At 54.8% G+C, this 15,881-nt stretch carries 17 protein-coding genes and 1 riboswitch; of the genes, 15 read left to right on the top strand and 2 right to left on the bottom strand.

Going from position 1 to position 15,881, the window contains the following annotated elements; genetic code table 11:
- The first annotated feature begins 77 nt into the window (after nt 1-77).
- The 9 genes from GZ1_RS15770 to GZ1_RS15730 all read left to right on the top strand — a co-directional run bounded on the left by GZ1_RS15770 (nt 78) and on the right by GZ1_RS15730 (nt 7,555).
- Complete coding sequence (locus tag GZ1_RS15770) at nt 78-1,103, top strand: ABC transporter ATP-binding protein (RefSeq protein ID WP_060788851.1); 1,026 nt, start codon at nt 78-80, stop codon at nt 1,101-1,103.
- A complete protein-coding gene (locus GZ1_RS15765) occupies nt 1,093-2,016 on the top strand; it encodes an ABC transporter ATP-binding protein (RefSeq protein ID WP_060788850.1) in 924 nt (307 codons plus the stop codon). The genes GZ1_RS15770 and GZ1_RS15765 overlap by 11 nt, the downstream gene beginning before the upstream one ends.
- Nucleotides 2,017-2,034: 18 nt before the next feature.
- The gene (gene opp4B, locus GZ1_RS15760) at nt 2,035-3,003 is read left to right on the top strand and encodes an oligopeptide ABC transporter permease (protein ID WP_060788849.1); all 969 of its coding nucleotides are present in this window, start codon (nt 2,035-2,037) and stop codon (nt 3,001-3,003) included.
- 16 nt (nt 3,004-3,019) lie between these two features.
- Nucleotides 3,020-3,928, top strand: a complete 909-nt coding sequence (locus tag GZ1_RS15755; RefSeq protein ID WP_060788848.1) for an ABC transporter permease — start codon at nt 3,020-3,022, stop codon at nt 3,926-3,928.
- 15 nt (nt 3,929-3,943) lie between these two features.
- On the top strand, nt 3,944-5,725 hold the full coding sequence (opp4A, locus tag GZ1_RS15750; RefSeq protein ID WP_060788847.1) for an oligopeptide ABC transporter substrate-binding protein: 1,782 nt from the start codon (nt 3,944-3,946) through the stop codon (nt 5,723-5,725).
- Between the two features lie 61 nt (nt 5,726-5,786).
- A riboswitch (SAM riboswitch) is annotated at nt 5,787-5,891 on the top strand.
- Nucleotides 5,892-5,972: 81 nt separating this feature from the next.
- Nucleotides 5,973-6,296, top strand: a complete 324-nt coding sequence (locus tag GZ1_RS15745; RefSeq protein ID WP_060788846.1) for a hypothetical protein — start codon at nt 5,973-5,975, stop codon at nt 6,294-6,296.
- A gap of 15 nt (nt 6,297-6,311) precedes the next feature.
- Nucleotides 6,312-6,695, top strand: coding sequence for a VOC family protein (locus GZ1_RS15740; RefSeq protein ID WP_053915145.1), 384 nt, complete (start codon nt 6,312-6,314; stop codon nt 6,693-6,695).
- A 100-nt stretch (nt 6,696-6,795) separates the two neighbouring features.
- Nucleotides 6,796-7,278, top strand: coding sequence for a PaaI family thioesterase (locus GZ1_RS15735; protein ID WP_060788845.1), 483 nt, complete (start codon nt 6,796-6,798; stop codon nt 7,276-7,278).
- Nucleotides 7,279-7,312: 34 nt separating this feature from the next.
- Complete coding sequence (locus GZ1_RS15730; RefSeq protein ID WP_157074384.1) at nt 7,313-7,555, top strand: hypothetical protein; 243 nt, start codon at nt 7,313-7,315, stop codon at nt 7,553-7,555.
- Here the strand turns inward: GZ1_RS15730 and GZ1_RS15725 are convergent.
- Nucleotides 7,539-7,955, bottom strand: coding sequence for a PaaI family thioesterase (locus tag GZ1_RS15725; RefSeq protein ID WP_060788852.1), 417 nt, complete (start codon nt 7,953-7,955; stop codon nt 7,539-7,541). The two genes, GZ1_RS15730 and GZ1_RS15725, sit on opposite strands and share 17 nt — an antisense overlap.
- 146 nt (nt 7,956-8,101) lie before the next feature.
- Here GZ1_RS15725 and GZ1_RS19320 point away from each other — a divergent pair, with 146 nt between their 5' ends.
- The 6 genes from GZ1_RS19320 (at nt 8,102) to GZ1_RS15700 (ending at nt 15,276) form a co-directional block, all read left to right on the top strand.
- On the top strand, nt 8,102-8,269 hold the full coding sequence (locus tag GZ1_RS19320) for a hypothetical protein (protein ID WP_167346368.1): 168 nt from the start codon (nt 8,102-8,104) through the stop codon (nt 8,267-8,269).
- Nucleotides 8,226-9,194 (top strand): formimidoylglutamase, encoded by a 969-nt coding sequence (gene hutG, locus GZ1_RS15720; RefSeq protein WP_060788843.1) that lies wholly within the window; start codon nt 8,226-8,228, stop codon nt 9,192-9,194. The genes GZ1_RS19320 and hutG overlap by 44 nt, the downstream gene beginning before the upstream one ends.
- Before the next feature lie 4 nt (nt 9,195-9,198).
- Entirely contained in the window at nt 9,199-10,680 is a 1,482-nt protein-coding gene (locus GZ1_RS15715) for a helix-turn-helix domain-containing protein (protein WP_060788842.1), read from the top strand.
- Between the two features lie 223 nt (nt 10,681-10,903).
- A complete protein-coding gene (hutU, locus tag GZ1_RS15710; protein ID WP_174520693.1) occupies nt 10,904-12,559 on the top strand; it encodes a urocanate hydratase in 1,656 nt (551 codons plus the stop codon).
- Between the two features lie 15 nt (nt 12,560-12,574).
- Complete coding sequence (hutI, locus tag GZ1_RS15705) at nt 12,575-13,849, top strand: imidazolonepropionase (RefSeq protein WP_060788840.1); 1,275 nt, start codon at nt 12,575-12,577, stop codon at nt 13,847-13,849.
- A gap of 98 nt (nt 13,850-13,947) precedes the next feature.
- Complete coding sequence (locus GZ1_RS15700) at nt 13,948-15,276, top strand: YjiH family protein (protein WP_060788839.1); 1,329 nt, start codon at nt 13,948-13,950, stop codon at nt 15,274-15,276.
- 130 nt (nt 15,277-15,406) lie between these two features.
- Here the strand turns inward: GZ1_RS15700 and mscL are convergent, their stop codons facing one another.
- Nucleotides 15,407-15,802 (bottom strand): large conductance mechanosensitive channel protein MscL, encoded by a 396-nt coding sequence (gene mscL / locus GZ1_RS15695; RefSeq protein ID WP_015374498.1) that lies wholly within the window; start codon nt 15,800-15,802, stop codon nt 15,407-15,409.
- Nucleotides 15,803-15,881 lie beyond the last annotated feature (79 nt).

The raw sequence follows: 15,881 nt of genomic DNA, 5'->3' as shown, positions 1-15,881 counted from the left end.
ATCGTGTAATATTATCGTAAAATTATATATAGACTAAAATTTCGTTACACTAACTTTACTTAAAGGGGAAAGGTGCATTGAGCAAACAGCCGTTGTTGGAAATAGAACGACTGCGTGTCTCGTTTCAAATTGAGGGCGCTTATTATGCTGCGGTGGATGATGTTTCCTTGACCATTGAGGAAAACGAAGTCGTTGCCCTTGTCGGCGAGTCGGGGTGCGGAAAAAGCGCTCTCGCTCTTTCGATCATGGGGCTGCACCCGCCGGAGAAGACGAAAGTGGAAGGGCGTCTGCTTTTTAAAGGGACAAACTTGCTGTCGTTGTCTGTTTCTGAATTGAACCGGATTCGCGGCAAGGAGATCGGCATGATCTTTCAAGATCCGCTCACGGCGCTTAATCCGCTCATGACCGTCGGACGGCAAATTGAAGAAAGCATGAATTACCATTTGCGGCTGCCGGCGGCGGAGAAAAAGAAACGAACGATTCGACTTCTTGAACGGGTTGGCATTCCTGAGCCGGAAAAGGTGTATCACCGTTATCCGCATGAACTGTCTGGAGGAATGCGGCAGCGGGTGGTCATCGCCATCGCCATTGCCTGCGAGCCGTCGCTTTTGATTGCGGATGAGCCGACGACGGCGCTTGATGTGACGATTCAAGCGCAAATTATGGAGCTGCTGAAAGAACTGCAACGACAAATGAATACAAGCATTATATTGATCACTCACGATTTAGGGGTTGTCGCGGAAATGGCCGATCGGGTCGCCGTGATGTATGCAGGCGAAATCGTTGAGCTGGCGGATGTCGACACGATTTTCCATAGGCCGCTTCATCCATACACTCGCTCGCTGCTGCAGTCGATCCCGTCCGCACAAGTGAAAAAAGATCGTCTCCATGTCATTCAAGGGATTGTTCCGCCGCTGCATAAACTGCCTCGCCGCGGCTGCCGTTTTCAAACGCGCATCAGCTGGATCGGGGCGGAACAGCACGAGCCGGAGCCGCAGCTGCGCGAAGTGGAGCCTGGACATTGGGTGCGTTGCACGTGCTATCGGCATTTTCACTTTCCCGATGATCAAATGACAAGAGAGGTTGATTACGGTGCTTCTTGACGTGCGGCATTTAAAGGTGCACTATCCGGTGCGCGGCGGTTTTTTTCGCCGCGTCGTCGACTACGTTAAGGCGGTTGACGATGTCAGCTTTTCATTGAATCAAGGAGAAACATACGGGCTTGTCGGCGAATCAGGGTGCGGAAAAACAACAACCGGGCGCACAATCATCGGCCTCATTCGTGCGACGGCCGGCGAGGTACTGTTTGAAGGGACGGATTTGACGAAATTGTCCCGCCGCCAGTTTCATCCATATCGCAAGGACATTCAAATGATTTTCCAAGATCCGTATTCTTCCCTCAATCCGCGCAAACGTGTGCTTGATATCATCGCTGAGCCGCTGCGCAATTTCGAAAAGCTTTCGCCGCATGAGGAGCGGAAAAAAGTCCAATCCATGCTGGAACGCGTCGGATTAAGCGCCGATTCAATTTATAAATATCCGCATGAGTTCTCCGGAGGGCAGCGCCAGCGCATCGGCATCGCCCGCGCGCTCATGCTCAATCCGAAGCTGATCATCGCGGATGAGCCGGTGTCGGCGCTTGACGTGTCCGTACAGGCGCAAGTGCTGAATTTTATGAAAGACATTCAACAAGATTACGGTCTTACCTATTTGTTCATCAGCCATGACCTCGGGATCATTCGCCATATGTGCGACCGGATCGGCATCATGTACCGCGGCCGGCTCGTCGAAGAAGGGACGAGCGAAGACATTTTTGCGAATCCGCAGCACATTTACACAAAGCGTCTCTTGTCGGCGATCCCAAACGCCGACCCGCGCGAGCGCGGCAAACAGACAGCGCTGCGCCGCGAAGTGGAGCAAGAATATGCGCAAGCGTATTCGCGCTATTTTGATGAAACCGGGCGAGCGTACCCGCTTAAGCCTATATCGCCGACCCACTCTGTGGCTATTCCATAAAGAGGGGAAGACAGAACGATGCTAAAGTTTATTTTGCGCCGCATTTTGATCATGATTCCGCAGTTATTCTTGTTAAGCGTCCTCATTTTCCTGTTGGCGAAAGCGATGCCGGGCGATGCCCTGACCGGCCAGCTGGCGGCCAATCCGAAAATGGATCCGCAAACGCTTGAAGAAATGAGGGAAAAGCTCGGCCTTAACGATCCGGTACATATTCAGTATATCCGTTGGGTGAAAAATATGCTGCAAGGCGACCTTGGGTTGTCTTATACCCACCAGCAGCCGGTGACCGACTTGCTGGCTGGAAGAGTGGGGAATACCGTCCTGCTGTCGGCGGCTATTTTAGTGTTGACTTATCTCATCGCCATTCCGCTTGGCGTCGTATCAGGGCGATGGACGAACACATGGGCTGACAAGCTGATCGTCGGCTACAGCTATATCGGTTATGCGACACCACTGTTTATCTTTGCGTTGATTATGCTGTTTGTGTTTGGTTTCCATCTTGGCTGGTTTCCGACCGGGGGGAGCGTGGACATTCAAGTTGAAGAAGGAACGCTTGCCTACTATTTAAGCAAGTTGAATCATCTCATGCTTCCGGCTTTATCGGGCGCGCTCATCAACACGGTCGTCACCATTCAATATTTGCGGAGCGAAATCATTGATACGAAAGTGAAAGATTTCGTGAAAACAGCGCGCGCCAAGGGCGTTCCAGAACGCCAGATTTACTGGCGGCACATTTTGCGCAATTCGTTTTTGCCGATCGCAGCGTTTTTAGGCTATGAAATTACGGGTCTCATCGGCGGTTCCGTTTTTTTAGAGTCCATTTACAGTTATCCAGGGCTTGGACAACTGTTTTTGCAGTCGATTATGCAGCGCGACTACAGCGTCGTAACGGCGCTTGTGATGATTTCCGGGGTCGCGACGCTTGTGGGAACCTTGCTTTCTGACATTATTTTAAGTGCGGTCGATCCGCGCATTCGCATTGAGTAAGGGAGGGGCGTGGAATATGAAAATTGAGGTGAACCGTCCTGCTCCAGTTGACATAGCCAGTGAGAAAAGCCCTTCCGCTCTTTCGATTATGTGGCGGGAGCTCGTCCGCGATCGGCTGGCTCTTGTTTCGCTCATTATATTGTCCGTCATTTTGCTGATTGTCTACGGCGCTTCCATTTTTTTAGACCAAGAGGAAATTGTAAAGGTAGACTTTTTGGCCATTCATTCGCCGCCATCGGCGGAACATTGGCTTGGCACCGATTATGGCGGCCGCGATGTGTTCGGCCAGCTGATCATTGGAGCCCGCAATTCCTTTACGATCGGCCTGGCGATTACGCTGATCACAGGTGCGATCGGCCTTGTGGTGGGGCTTGTGGCCGGCTATTTCGGCGGCTGGATCGACAACGTCATCATGCGCATCATCGATTTTATTCTCGTCTTGCCGTTTTTAATGCTGGTGATCGTCTTTGTAGCCATCGTCCCGAAATACAATGTGGCGACGTTCATTTTGATTATGAGCGCGTTTTTATGGACGGGCAAAGCCCGGCTCATTCGCGCCAAGACGCTTGCCGAGCGGGAATTGGACTATGTCAGCGCATCCAAGACGCTCGGGACGCCGGATTGGAAAATCATTTTGTTTCAAATTTTGCCAAACTTAAGCTCCATTATCATCGTCAATTTGACGTTAAACTTAGCCGGCAACATCGGCATTGAGTCAGGTCTTACATACCTGGGGTTCGGGCTGCCGGAAAGCACGCCAAGCCTTGGGACGCTGGTCAGCTATGCGACCAATCCCGATGTGCTGCAAAACAAATGGTGGGTATGGCTGCCTGCATCATTGCTTATTTTGGTGATGATGCTGTGCATAAATTTCATCGGCCAAGCATTAAAACGCGCGGCTGATGCAAGACAACGATTAGGATAAAGGGGGAGAAAAACAGTGAAGCGAAAGTGGATGGCGGCGCTCGCCGCGCTCCTGCTCGTGCTGGCTGGGTGCACGGGCAAGTCGGAAACGACCGGCGGAAACAGCAACAAGGAAAAACCAGCGGCGCAAAAAGAAGACATCAGCAAATTCCCGATGACCGTGAAAAACGACGGGAAAATCATCGACGGCGGTGTGTTAAAATACGGCCTTGTGTCCGACACGCCGTTTGAAGGAACGCTCAGCTACGCATTCTACACGGGAGCGCCAGACGCCGAAATTTTGCAGTTTTTTGATGAGTCGCTGTTCCGTACGAACGGCGACTACGAAATTACAAACGATGGCGCCGCAACGTATGAACTGTCCGACGACAAAAAGACAATGACGATTCGCATCAAGGACAACGTCAACTGGCATGACGGCCAGCCAGTGACGGCAGAAGACTTAGAATACGCATACTTGGTCATTGGTCATAAAGATTACACAGGCGTTCGCTATGGGGATGCGCTTATTCAAGACATTGTCGGCATGGATGAGTACCATAGCGGCAAAACTGATAAAATCGCTGGCATTAAAGTGATCGACAAAAAGACGTTGACGATCACATGGAAGCATGCAAATCCGTCTGTGTTAACCGGCATTTGGGCGTACCCGCTGCCGAAGCATTATTTGAAAGACGTGCCGATCAAACAGTTGGCGCAGTCAGATAAAATTCGGAAAAATCCAATCGGGTTTGGCCCGTTTAAAGTGAAGAAAATTGTTCCGGGCGAATCGGTCGAATTCGTCCGCAACGACGATTATTGGGCGGGCAAACCGAACTTGGACGGCGTCATTTTGAAAGTCGTCAGCCCGCAAGTGGTGTTGCAAGCGTTGAAAAAAGGGGACATCGACGTCGCCGAATTTCCAACCGACCAATACGTGAATGCAAAAGGAACGAAAAACCTGCAATTCATCGGCAGGATCGACTTGGCCTACAACTATATCGGCTTTAAACTCGGTCATTGGGATGCGAAAAAGCAAGAAAATGTGATGGACAATCCGAAATTCCAGAACAAAAAGCTGCGCCAAGCCATGGCGTACGCCATCAACAACCAAGAAGTGGCTGATCGCTTGTACCACGGCTTGCGCTTCCCGGCGACCACGCTGATCCCGCCGTCGTTCCCGGGATACCATGACAGCTCGATCAAAGGGTACACGTATAATCCGGAAAAAGCAAAACAGCTGCTTGATGAGGCCGGCTATAAAGATGTGGACGGCGACGGCTTGCGCGAAGATCCGAACGGCAAAAAGTTTACGATCAACTTTTTGGCGATGAGCGGCGGCGATATTGCCGAGCCGTTGGCGAAGTTTTACATGCAATGCTGGAAAGACGTTGGCTTGGATGTCCAATTGGTGGACGGCCGTCTGGCGGAGTTCAACTCGTTCTATGACATGGTTGAAAAAGATGACCCGAAAGTGGATGTTTACGCTGCCGCTTGGGCAACGGGAACGGACGTCGACCCGTACGGTCTGTACGGCCGCAACGTCATGTTCAACTACTCGCGTTGGGTGAACGAGAAAAATGATGAGCTGCTGGAAAAAGGCCATTCCGAGCAGGCGTTTGACAAGGAGTATCGCCGGAAAATTTACAGCGAGTGGCAAAAGCTAATGAACGAAGAAGTGCCGGTCATCCCAACGTTGTATCGTTCCGCCATCTATGCGGTCAACAACCGTGTCGCCAACTTTACGGTTGACCCGAGCTCGAAGCTGACGTGGAAAGATGTCGGCGTCACGTCCGAGCAACCAGAAGTGGCGGAATAAACAAAAAAGCGATTGCTTCTATGGGATTCGATATGGTAACATGAAAGACAAATGATCATACGTCTTATCAAGAGTGGGCGAGAGAACGGGCTTGATGACCCCACAGCAACCTGCCGCCGGCAAGGTGCTAACACCCGCAAAGCGGTCTCGCTTTGGATGATAAGAACGGTTGCCCCCTTTCGCATCATTCCGAGGCGAAAGGGGTTTTTGTCGATAGGGGGTGAAGGGGGAAATAGTGAAGAGGGACATGTCGATCCGAGCTTGCATGGCCGCTCATCTCCGTGCCGCTGCGTTCGCCGTTCATGTCATGCGCTGCGTGCAGGCGGAGCTGATTCGGTTTGACCCTGAAGCGGCGGTTCATGTCGACCGCGGGGGCGGATATACCCACTTGTATGGGAAAGCGCAAGGGACAACCTTTTCAGTGTTGTTGACCGACAGCGAGGCGGACGAATGGAAGGCGGACGGACCGTACGCCCTTGATCGCTACATATGGACAGAGCTTGGGAAAAAAGGGGTTTTTCCAATGCGGATGACGCCGTATTTACAAGCTGTATGGTTAATGGAGTCATAGAAAGGAAGAGGACGAATGGCAGTCAAAAAATTTGAGCATGTCGGCATTCAAGTAAAAGACATCGAGGCATCAAAGGCATTTTACCAAAACGTCGTCGGCCTGGAGTTGCTTGACGAAATGATTCATACGAACGGAACGATGAAACTGGCGTTTTTAGGGATTGACGGCTCGATCATCGTCGAGCTGATCGAAGGATACAACCCGAACTTGCCGACGGAAGGAAAAGTGCACCACGTGGCGTTTACGGTCGAAGGCATCGAGCAGGAAAAAGAACGGCTTCAGTCGCTCGGCGTCCCGCTAGTGTGGGATGAAATTACAACGCTCCCAAATGGGGCGAAATACTTATTTTTCCTTGGCCCGGACGGCGAATGGATCGAGTTTTACGAGCCGGCGCAATGAACGAAGGGGAAGGCGGCCATCGGTATGGCCGCCTTTTGCCGTGCAAGAAGGAAAATAGGGAGTGCACCGCGTATAGGTAAAGGGGAGAGGAGGAGAACAGATGGAGCCGCAAGTTATCCACGCCATTCAAGACGACTACCCGGATGAATTTGCCTGGTGCTATGGCTGCGGACGGCTGAATGAGCAAGGCCATCATTTCCGCACCGGCTGGGACGGGGACAAAACGGTGACCGTCTACACGCCGCGCCCGGAACATACGGCGATCCCTGGGTTTGTGTACGGCGGGCTGATCGCCTCGCTCATCGACTGCCATGGCACCGGGTCGGCGGCGCTCGCCTTGCATCGGAAAAACGGCCATGAGCCGGGAAGCGGGGAAACGCCGCCGCGCTTTGTCACCGCGTCGCTTCATGTCGACTTTGTCAAGCCGACGCCGCATGGCGTGCCGCTTGTCGCCGTCGGAACGGTGACGGAGATTCACCCGAAAAAATGGCAAGTGGACACCGAAGTGTTCGCCAACGGCGAACTGTGCGCCCGCGGGCAAGTCGTCGCGGTCGTCATGCCGAAAACGTTTGTCCAGGGATGACAAGCAAACGAAAAGCGCCGGAGGGCGGCTGTTTTTGACAGCGTTTTCTCCGGCGCTTCGCTCGTTGCGCTCGATCCCGCTTGGGAAAAAGCGGACATCTTCACAAGTGACATGTTCATCCTTGGATGGCGGGGCGAAACAGGTTGCCGATCGAACGCTTCTAGGCATGGCTGCTGCCAACAGCCCGATTCAGTTGGACCGGTTTGGCGTCTGCCTCGGCGCCAGCGTTTCACTTCCCTTCCATAAACGAAAGCGCTTTTTTACGGTTTATCCATAATCAGCACCGAGGAGGTCGCGCTCGCCACTTCTTTGCCGTTTTGCCGGACGACGGCAGTCACGTAGGCGACAGTTTTCCCGAACTTTTCCACTCGCGCTTCCACTTCAGCTTCCCCTGCCGCCGCGGGGCGGTGAAACGTCGTCTGCAAGTTGATGGAGGCGTGCATTTGGTCATCGCGAAGCAAGGTCGTCACCGCATACGCCATGAGAATGTCCGCCGCCGCCCCGACGAACCCGCCCATGATCACCCCGTTGCCGTTGAGGAGCGATTCATGGATCGTCCATACCCCTTTCGCATAGCCGTCCCGGGCTTCCGCCAGGCGGACGCCGAGCGTCTCATCGCACGGCGGCGGCGCGCTTTTTCCGGCAATGACGTCATGCAAGTTGGTAATTGGCTTCATCTCGAACATCCTTTCTGTCATCCATTGCGTTTCCATGAAAATGGGGTCATTTTCATGCCCGGATGGAGGGCAAAACGCCGCCCGCGGATCGTTTCGGTGAACATCATGGATCCTAAAGCAGCGATTTTCATCGGGTGGTGAGCGAAATGAGCTCATGGATGTTTTATTCGCCAAACGGCGGCGATTTCCTCTTTTTCGTGCGCAAGGGAGGAGTACGGCAAAGCGGCGGCGAAAGAAACAAACAGCGGATGATGGAAAGGAGATGGTCTCATGTATCAACCGCCAGACGCCGGTCGTTGGACGGGACGGATTGACAGCGTGAGCGATGAGCAGGCGTTTCGCCTTCATCAGCGCATTCGCTTGCTCGACTTGTCCCAACCATTGGAGACGGTGGAACGAGCGGCGGCATTCATCGGGTTTGCGTGCGACGAAGGCGTGCGCCGCAACCAAGGACGCCAAGGGGCGAAAGAGGCGCCTGCCGCCGTCAAAGCCGCGCTCGCCCGCCTGCCTTGGCATCTTCCGGAAGGGGTCGTTGTCTATGACGCTGGCGATGTCGTTTGCGTCGATGAACGGCTCGAACAAAGCCAGACTGAACTTGGGAAGGCGGTCGCCCGCCTGTTGCAACACAACATGGCTCCTATCGTGATCGGCGGCGGCCATGAGACGGCGTATGGGCATTACTTGGGCGTCCGGGAAGCGCTTGGGACGGATGCCCGCCTTGGCATCCTCAACATTGACGCCCATTTCGACTTGCGGCCGTATGATGACGGGCCGACATCCGGGACGATGTTTCGGCAAATATTGGATCAAGACGATCAAGTGAGCTACTTCTGCCTTGGCATTCAGCGGCTCGGCAATACGGCGGCGCTGTTTGCGGACGCCGAGACGTATCGGTGCCGTTACATGCTGGAAGACGAGCTGACCGCAGGGCCGATCGAGGCTGCCTATGAACAAATTGAGAAATTTGCCGCCGATCATGATGCGGTGATGCTCACCTTTTGCATGGACGCCATCAGCGCGGCCGCCGCGCCGGGGGTGAGCGCGCCGTCGCCGTTTGGGCTTGCCCCGTCTCTGGCGCGCGCGCTCATCCGCCGAATCGTTTCCCATCCGAAAACGATCAGCGTCGACCTTTGCGAAGTCAATCCACTCTTGGATGAAGGCGGAAAAACGGTGGCGTTGGCGGCCGCCTTTTGCATGGAGGCGCTCCTTCATTTTCAACGCTTGCAGCCAAGGCGGTGAGAACGTGAAATTGGTCATTGCCGAACGGGATGACAAAGAACGGGAAGCGATCCGCTGGCTCGTGTCCGCGTATTCCTTGCCGATTGAGCGGGTGTATACGGCAGCCACCGTGGAGGAGATGATGGCCGTTTTGGAGCGGGAGGCGCCGGAGCTGTTGTACGTCGAACTCGATATGATTCCGTATGAACGATGGCCGCAGGCGACCGCCCACGTCCGCTTGTTTTGCCAACGGGTGATTGCCGCAACGGCCGAGGCGACGTTCGCGCGGGCGAAACAAGCCATCGACTGGCAATGCGTCGATTTGCTTGTGAAGCCGCTTGAGCCCGCCAAGCTGAAGCAGGCGCTGCGGGCGGCGGCGTCGCGTTCCCCGGGACGCCCAGGCTTGCCGGCGGGATTGGACGTCCATCACGACGATTACCGCTCCTTGTTTTGCGATGTTCCTTCCGCGGCCTCCGCGCATGTATGGCTTGTGCAGGCGGAACAGCCCGCTTTGTCTCAAGAAGTGATCCGTTTCTTGATGGATTACCCGTTTCGCGGACGGGCGCGTGTATTGCCGCTCACCCGTATGGCGGTTTGCCTGCTTCCCGATTTGCCGGGCGACGGGAAAGAAGAGGCGTGGAAGCTGCTACGCGATTGGGAGGAAGATCATCATGAGCCGCTCGCGGTTGTCGTGATGCCGCCTGATGGCCGGAGGACGGTGCGCGCGCAATACCAAGCGGCGCGCCGGTTGCTCGAGACGACGTTTTTCATTGGCTATCGCCAAGTGATCGCTCCCGCTTCGGAATACGAACAGTGGCGTGAGCTCGATCCGTTTTTGACGCCCGAGGAGCAGCGGCAATGGATCGAAATGCTCGAGCGGTTCGACCACGAAGCGGTGAAACGGTGGCTGCAGCGCGAATTTTCCCATTGGGCGCCGCCGTTTCCGAGTCCGGAGATGGTGCGGACGCGGCTGACAAGCATTTTGGCGCAAATCCGCCGCTTTATGAAAACGTACCGCCTGGACCGCGGCGGAACCGAACGCGAATATATGCGCATCTTTCAAGACATTTTGTACAATCCCGTCTTGTATCGCATCGTTCAAGAATTGATTTTATTTTTATATCGGTTGTTCCATGAGGCCAAGCAGGCCGCGGAAGACGCGCGCGTCGACCCTGTGGAGCGCGGCCTCCGCTATATGGAGGCGCATTTTCGCGATCCGTCGCTCACGCTTGAGCGGGTCGCGGCCGCTGCCGGGCGCAGTCCCGCGTATTTCAGCCATTTGTTGTCGAAAAAGCGGGGCGTGACGTTTCGCCAGTGGCTGACGAATCGGCGGCTTGAGGAAGCGAAGCGGCTGCTTCGGCAGACGGACTTGTCGATCAAAGAAATCGCCGAACAAACCGGGTTTCGCACCGCCCATTATTTGACGCGCGTCTTCAAAGCCGAACTGAATGAGACGCCGACCGCCTATCGCGACGAACAACGGCCGAAACCGCCATCGCCGCGGTAGGCGGTTTTGTCTGTGGCAAAGCGCAGCCTTGCCGGATCGCGGGCGAGAGGGGGCGGCGTATGTTTCAAAAGAAATGGATCGATATCGAAAAAAATGAACAAATAAAACGGAGAGGAAATAGAAAATTCAAAAAAATGTGATCACTTTTAAAAGACGTGCGCCTATCTTCTCCTTCTTCGCTCCCTTACAATGAAAAGCAAAGAGGAAAAAGGAGAGGATGACGATGGCAGAAAAACGGACCGTCAGCCCGCCCGCGGGAACTGAGCGGCGGGCGAAAGGATGGATTCAAGAAGCGGCGCTGCGGATGCTGAACAACAATTTGCATCCCGATGTCGCCGAGCGGCCGGATGAGTTGATCGTCTACGGCGGCATCGGCAAGGCGGCGCGCAACTGGGAATGTTACGAGGCGATTGTGGACACCCTTCTTCGTTTAGAAAACGATGAAACGTTGCTCATTCAATCCGGCAAGCCGGTGGCGGTATTTCGCACGCATCCGGACGCCCCGCGCGTGCTGATCGCCAACTCCAACCTCGTGCCCGCATGGGCGACGTGGGATCATTTCCATGAGCTCGACAAAAAAGGATTGATCATGTACGGACAAATGACGGCTGGCAGCTGGATTTACATCGGCAGCCAAGGAATCGTTCAAGGAACGTATGAAACGTTTGCCGAAGTGGCGCGCCAGCACTTTGGCGGCACGCTGGCCGGGACGATCACGCTAACGGCCGGCCTTGGCGGCATGGGCGGGGCGCAGCCGCTCGCGGTGACGATGAATGGCGGCGTCTGCCTCGCTGTCGAAATCGATCCGGCCCGCATTCAGCGCCGCCTTGATACGAAATATCTCGACACGATGACCGACAGCTTGGAGGCGGCGCTTGCGATGGCGAAACGAGCGAAGGAAGAGAAAAAAGCGCTGTCAATCGGCCTTGTCGGCAATGCGGCTGAAGTGTTGCCGCGTCTCGTCGAAATGGGCTTTGTTCCGGACGTCTTGACCGATCAAACGTCCGCCCATGATCCGTTAAACGGCTACATCCCGGCTGGCCTTACGCTTGATGAGGCCGCCGAACTCAGGGCGCGCGATCCGAAGCAGTACATCGCCCGTGCAAAACAGTCGATCGCCGCGCATGTGCGGGCGATGCTGGCGATGCAAAAGCAAGGGGCGGTGACGTTTGATTACGGCAACAACATCCGCCAAGTGGCAAAAGACGAAGGGGTGGACGACGCCTTTTCCTTCCCGGGCTTTGTGCCGGCCTACATCCGCCCGCTCTTTTGCGAAGGAAAAGGGCCGTTCCGCTGGGTGGCGCTCTCGGGCGATCCTGAGGATATTTACAAAACCGATGAAGTCATTTTGCGTGAATTTCGCGACAATGAGCGGCTTTGCCATTGGATTCGCATGGCGCAAAAACGCATTCAATTCCAAGGGCTGCCGGCGCGCATTTGTTGGCTCGGCTACGGCGAGCGGGCGAAATTTGGCAAAATCATCAACGACATGGTGGCCAAAGGCGAGCTGAAAGCGCCGATCGTCATCGGTCGCGATCATTTGGATTCGGGCTCCGTTGCTTCGCCGAACCGGGAGACGGAAGGAATGAAAGACGGAAGCGACGCCATCGCCGACTGGCCGATTTTAAATGCGCTGTTGAATGCGGTTGGCGGCGCGAGCTGGGTGTCGGTTCACCACGGCGGCGGCGTCGGCATGGGCTACTCGATTCACGCCGGCATGGTCATCGTCGCCGACGGCACGAAAGAGGCGGAAAAACGGTTGGAACGGGTGTTGACGACCGACCCGGGGCTTGGTGTGGTCCGCCACGCCGATGCCGGCTATGAGCTCGCCATCCGGACGGCGAAAGAAAAAGGCATCGATATGCCGATGTTGAAATAGAAAGGAGAACCGCCTATGCGCCCGCTTTTTGTCCGCCGCGCCCGCCAGCTCGTGACGCTGGCGGGAAGCTCCGCGGCTCCGCTCGTCAAGGAGAAGATGAGCGATCTAGGCATCATCGAAAACGGCAGCGTCTGGATCGAACATGGCACGATCGTGGCGGTTGGTGCGGACGATGAACTGGCCCGCCAATTTGCCGATCGGCTCGCCGAAGCGGAAGTCATTGACGCTAAGGGCAAAACGGTGACGCCTGGGCTTGTCGATCCTCATACTCATCTCGTTTACGCCGGCAGCCGCGAACACGAATGGACGATGCGCCTTCATGGAGCGACGTACATGGAAATCATGAACGCCGGCGGCGGCATTCATGCCACGACAAAAGCGACGCGCGAGGCGTCGGAAGAGATGTTGTATGAGGAAAGCAAGCGACGGCTCGATCAGTTTTTGCTTCATGGGGTCACGACCGTCGAAGCAAAAAGCGGCTATGGGTTAAGCCTTGAGCACGAAATCAAGCAGCTTAACGTCGCCAAGCGTCTCGATGACACCCACCCGGTCGATATCGTCTCCACGTTTCTTGGCGCCCACGCCGTTCCGCCGGAGTGGAAGCACGATCCGGATGAATACGTCCGCCTTGTCATCGACGAGATGATTCCCGAAGCGGCCCGCCTTGGGTTGGCCGAGTTCAACGATGTCTTTTGCGAGCGCGGCGTGTTTACGCCTGAACAAGCCCGCCTCATTTTGGAAGCAGGGAAAGCGCACGGCTTGACGCCGAAAATCCACGCCGATGAAATCGAGCCGTATGGCGGGGCGGAACTGGCAGCCGAAGTCGGCGCCATCTCCGCCGACCACCTGCTTCGGGCGTCGGACGAAGGAATCCGCCGCATGGCCGATCGTGGCGTCATCGGCGTCCTTTTGCCCGGCACCGCCTTTTTCTTAATGACAAAAGCCGCCGATGCCCGCCGTTTGATCGACGCCGGCGTTCCCGTCGCTTTGGCGACCGACTGCAACCCTGGTTCGTCGCCGACCGTCTCGCTGCCGCTTGTCATGACCTTGGCCTGCCTGCATATGCGCATGACCCCGGCCGAAGCCATCGCCGCCGCCACGATCAACGCCGCCCACGCCATCGGCCGCGCGCATCTTGTCGGCAGCCTCGAGCCGGGGAAGAAGGCGGATTTGGTCATGTTCAACGTTCCGAATTATGTGCAGATCATGTACCATTACGGAGTCAACCATGTTGAGACGGTGATCAAAGGCGGGGGGGTGGTGGTGAAAGAAGGCAAGGTGTGCATCTAAAAGGGAAACGTTCTTTCGTCGAAGCGTTTGGCGACCGGAAGCGGCTATGCTTCCGGCCGCGCAAGTTGGGGTAAAAAGGACAATGGGGGTGGAGAAAGATGAAAGCGGATACAAATATAGCGCCATCCGTGCCGACGCCAACGCCGGCCAGCGGGGCATGGAAGTTTTTCGTCTTTAGCGCCATCGGCATTTTCGTATTTTTCGTCCCGGTGTCCATCGGCGGCACATCATCGATTTTGCTCGATCATATTGTGACATGGATTCGCACCCAGTTTTCAGCACTTGTTCCTTATTATGCTCTGATCGTGATCGCTCTCGGTGCCGTTTATCCGTTTTACAAAAAAACGTGGAACAAAGATGCTGTGACAACCGTTTTTTCACTGTTGAAAGTTCTAGGACTGATCACGGCGGTCATGCTTGTGTTTCACATCGGTCCGTCGTGGCTGTTTCAACCGAATATGGGGCCGTTTTTGTATGACAAACTCGTCATTTCCGTCGGTCTCCTTGTGCCGATTGGCTCGGTTTTTCTCGCTCTTCTTGTTGGTTACGGGCTGCTTGAATTTGTCGGTGTGTGGATGCAACCCGTCATGCGGCCGATTTGGAAAACGCCGGGCCGTTCGGCGATCGACGCCGTCGCTTCCTTTGTCGGCAGCTACTCCATTGGGTTATTGATCACTAATAAAGTGTTCAAAGAAGGCAAATATACCGTGAAAGAAGCGGCGATCATCGCCACCGGCTTTTCCACTGTATCCGTGACATTTATGGTCGTTGTGGCGAAAACATTGGGGCTCATGCCAATCTGGAATACGTATTTTTGGGTGACATTTCTTGTCACGTTTGCCGTTACAGCGTTCACCGCTCGGATTTGGCCGCTAAGCCGCATGAGCGATGAATACTACGACGGCAAGGGGGATCCCGAGCAAAAAGTAACGGGCAACTATATGAAACAAGCTTGGGCTGAAGCGATGAGGGCGGTAGAGCAGTCAAAAGGGATTGGGACAAACATATGGGAGAACTTGCGAGATGGCTTCATCATGACGATGGGCATTTTGCCGTCCATTATGTCAGTCGGACTGATCGGGCTGTTGCTCGCTGAATATACGCCGTTGTTTGACTGGTTGGGCTACCTGTTCTACCCATTCACCCTTCTGTTGCAAATCCCTGAACCGCTGTTGGCTGCGAAAGCTTCGGCCATTGAAATCGCGGAAATGTTTTTGCCCGCTTTGCTTGTCACCGAAGCTCCGCTTGTCACAAAATTCATTATTGCTGTTGTATCCGTCTCGGCGATCCTATTCTTTTCCGCTGTCATTCCATGCATTTTATCTACAGAAATTCCGCTCAGCTTGCCGAGGCTGCTGGTCATCTGGTTCGAACGCACCGTCTTGACGCTCATCCTCACCGCGCCGCTCGCATATTGGCTGCTTTGACGGGAGTGCGGCGCTTCGATGAAAACGGACATCGATGGGGTGGCTGCGATTTTCAGGTTCGCCGCCATTCCATCAACCCGATTGAGAAGTTTCAGCGCCATGAAAGCCTGTCCACCTCCGAGACAGGCTTTCACAGCGTTTCCCGCTGCTGCTTTAACAAATCGCGAATTTCTGTCAATAGCTCCTCCTCTTTCGTCAGCGTCGGCGCGGTTTCCTTCACCTCTTCCTGCTTTTTCACCCGTTCATACAGCGTGTTGATCAATTTCACAAACAGGAAAATCGAAAACGCGATGATCAAAAAGTCGACGACCGTTTGGATAAACGCCCCATATTTCACTTCCGCTTTGCCGACTTTCCACGACAGGCCGCTGAAATTGATGCCTCCCAACAATAAGCCGACGAGCGGCATGATGATGTCATTGACGAGCGAAGACACGATTTTGCCAAACGCTCCGCCTATGATGACCCCGACGGCCAAGTCGATGACATTGCCGCGGACGGCGAATTTTTTAAACTCGTTCCACATGGCCATCCCCTTCCGCAGAAAATGTTCGTCTGCTATTATACCCGACCGACCGCAACATTGAAACTTTTTGGTTTAAATC

It is taken from the genome of Geobacillus zalihae NBRC 101842, from assembly GCF_001544135.1.
Classification (GTDB): Bacteria; Bacillota; Bacilli; order Bacillales; family Anoxybacillaceae; genus Geobacillus; species Geobacillus zalihae.
Note: the sequence above shows the minus strand (reverse complement) of the source record. Positions and strands in the feature narration are given on the sequence as shown.

Excerpts from the sequence above, each read along its gene's own strand:
- hutG (WP_060788843.1), top strand. The coding sequence starts at position 8,226 with ATGTATCAACCGCCAGACGCCGGTCGTTGGACGGGACGGATTGACAGC.
- GZ1_RS15735 (WP_060788845.1), top strand. The coding sequence starts at position 6,796 with ATGGAGCCGCAAGTTATCCACGCCATTCAAGACGACTACCCGGATGAA.
- GZ1_RS15740 (WP_053915145.1), top strand. The coding sequence starts at position 6,312 with ATGGCAGTCAAAAAATTTGAGCATGTCGGCATTCAAGTAAAAGACATC.
- opp4B (WP_060788849.1), top strand. The coding sequence starts at position 2,035 with ATGCTAAAGTTTATTTTGCGCCGCATTTTGATCATGATTCCGCAGTTA.
- GZ1_RS15700 (WP_060788839.1), top strand. The coding sequence starts at position 13,948 with ATGAAAGCGGATACAAATATAGCGCCATCCGTGCCGACGCCAACGCCG.
- hutU (WP_174520693.1), top strand. The coding sequence starts at position 10,904 with ATGGCAGAAAAACGGACCGTCAGCCCGCCCGCGGGAACTGAGCGGCGG.
- GZ1_RS15745 (WP_060788846.1), top strand. The coding sequence starts at position 5,973 with ATGTCGATCCGAGCTTGCATGGCCGCTCATCTCCGTGCCGCTGCGTTC.
- mscL (WP_015374498.1), bottom strand. The coding sequence starts at position 15,802 with ATGTGGAACGAGTTTAAAAAATTCGCCGTCCGCGGCAATGTCATCGAC.
- hutI (WP_060788840.1), top strand. The coding sequence starts at position 12,575 with ATGCGCCCGCTTTTTGTCCGCCGCGCCCGCCAGCTCGTGACGCTGGCG.
- GZ1_RS19320 (WP_167346368.1), top strand. The coding sequence starts at position 8,102 with ATGAGCTCATGGATGTTTTATTCGCCAAACGGCGGCGATTTCCTCTTT.
- GZ1_RS15725 (WP_060788852.1), bottom strand. The coding sequence starts at position 7,955 with ATGAAGCCAATTACCAACTTGCATGACGTCATTGCCGGAAAAAGCGCG.
- GZ1_RS15755 (WP_060788848.1), top strand. The coding sequence starts at position 3,020 with ATGAAAATTGAGGTGAACCGTCCTGCTCCAGTTGACATAGCCAGTGAG.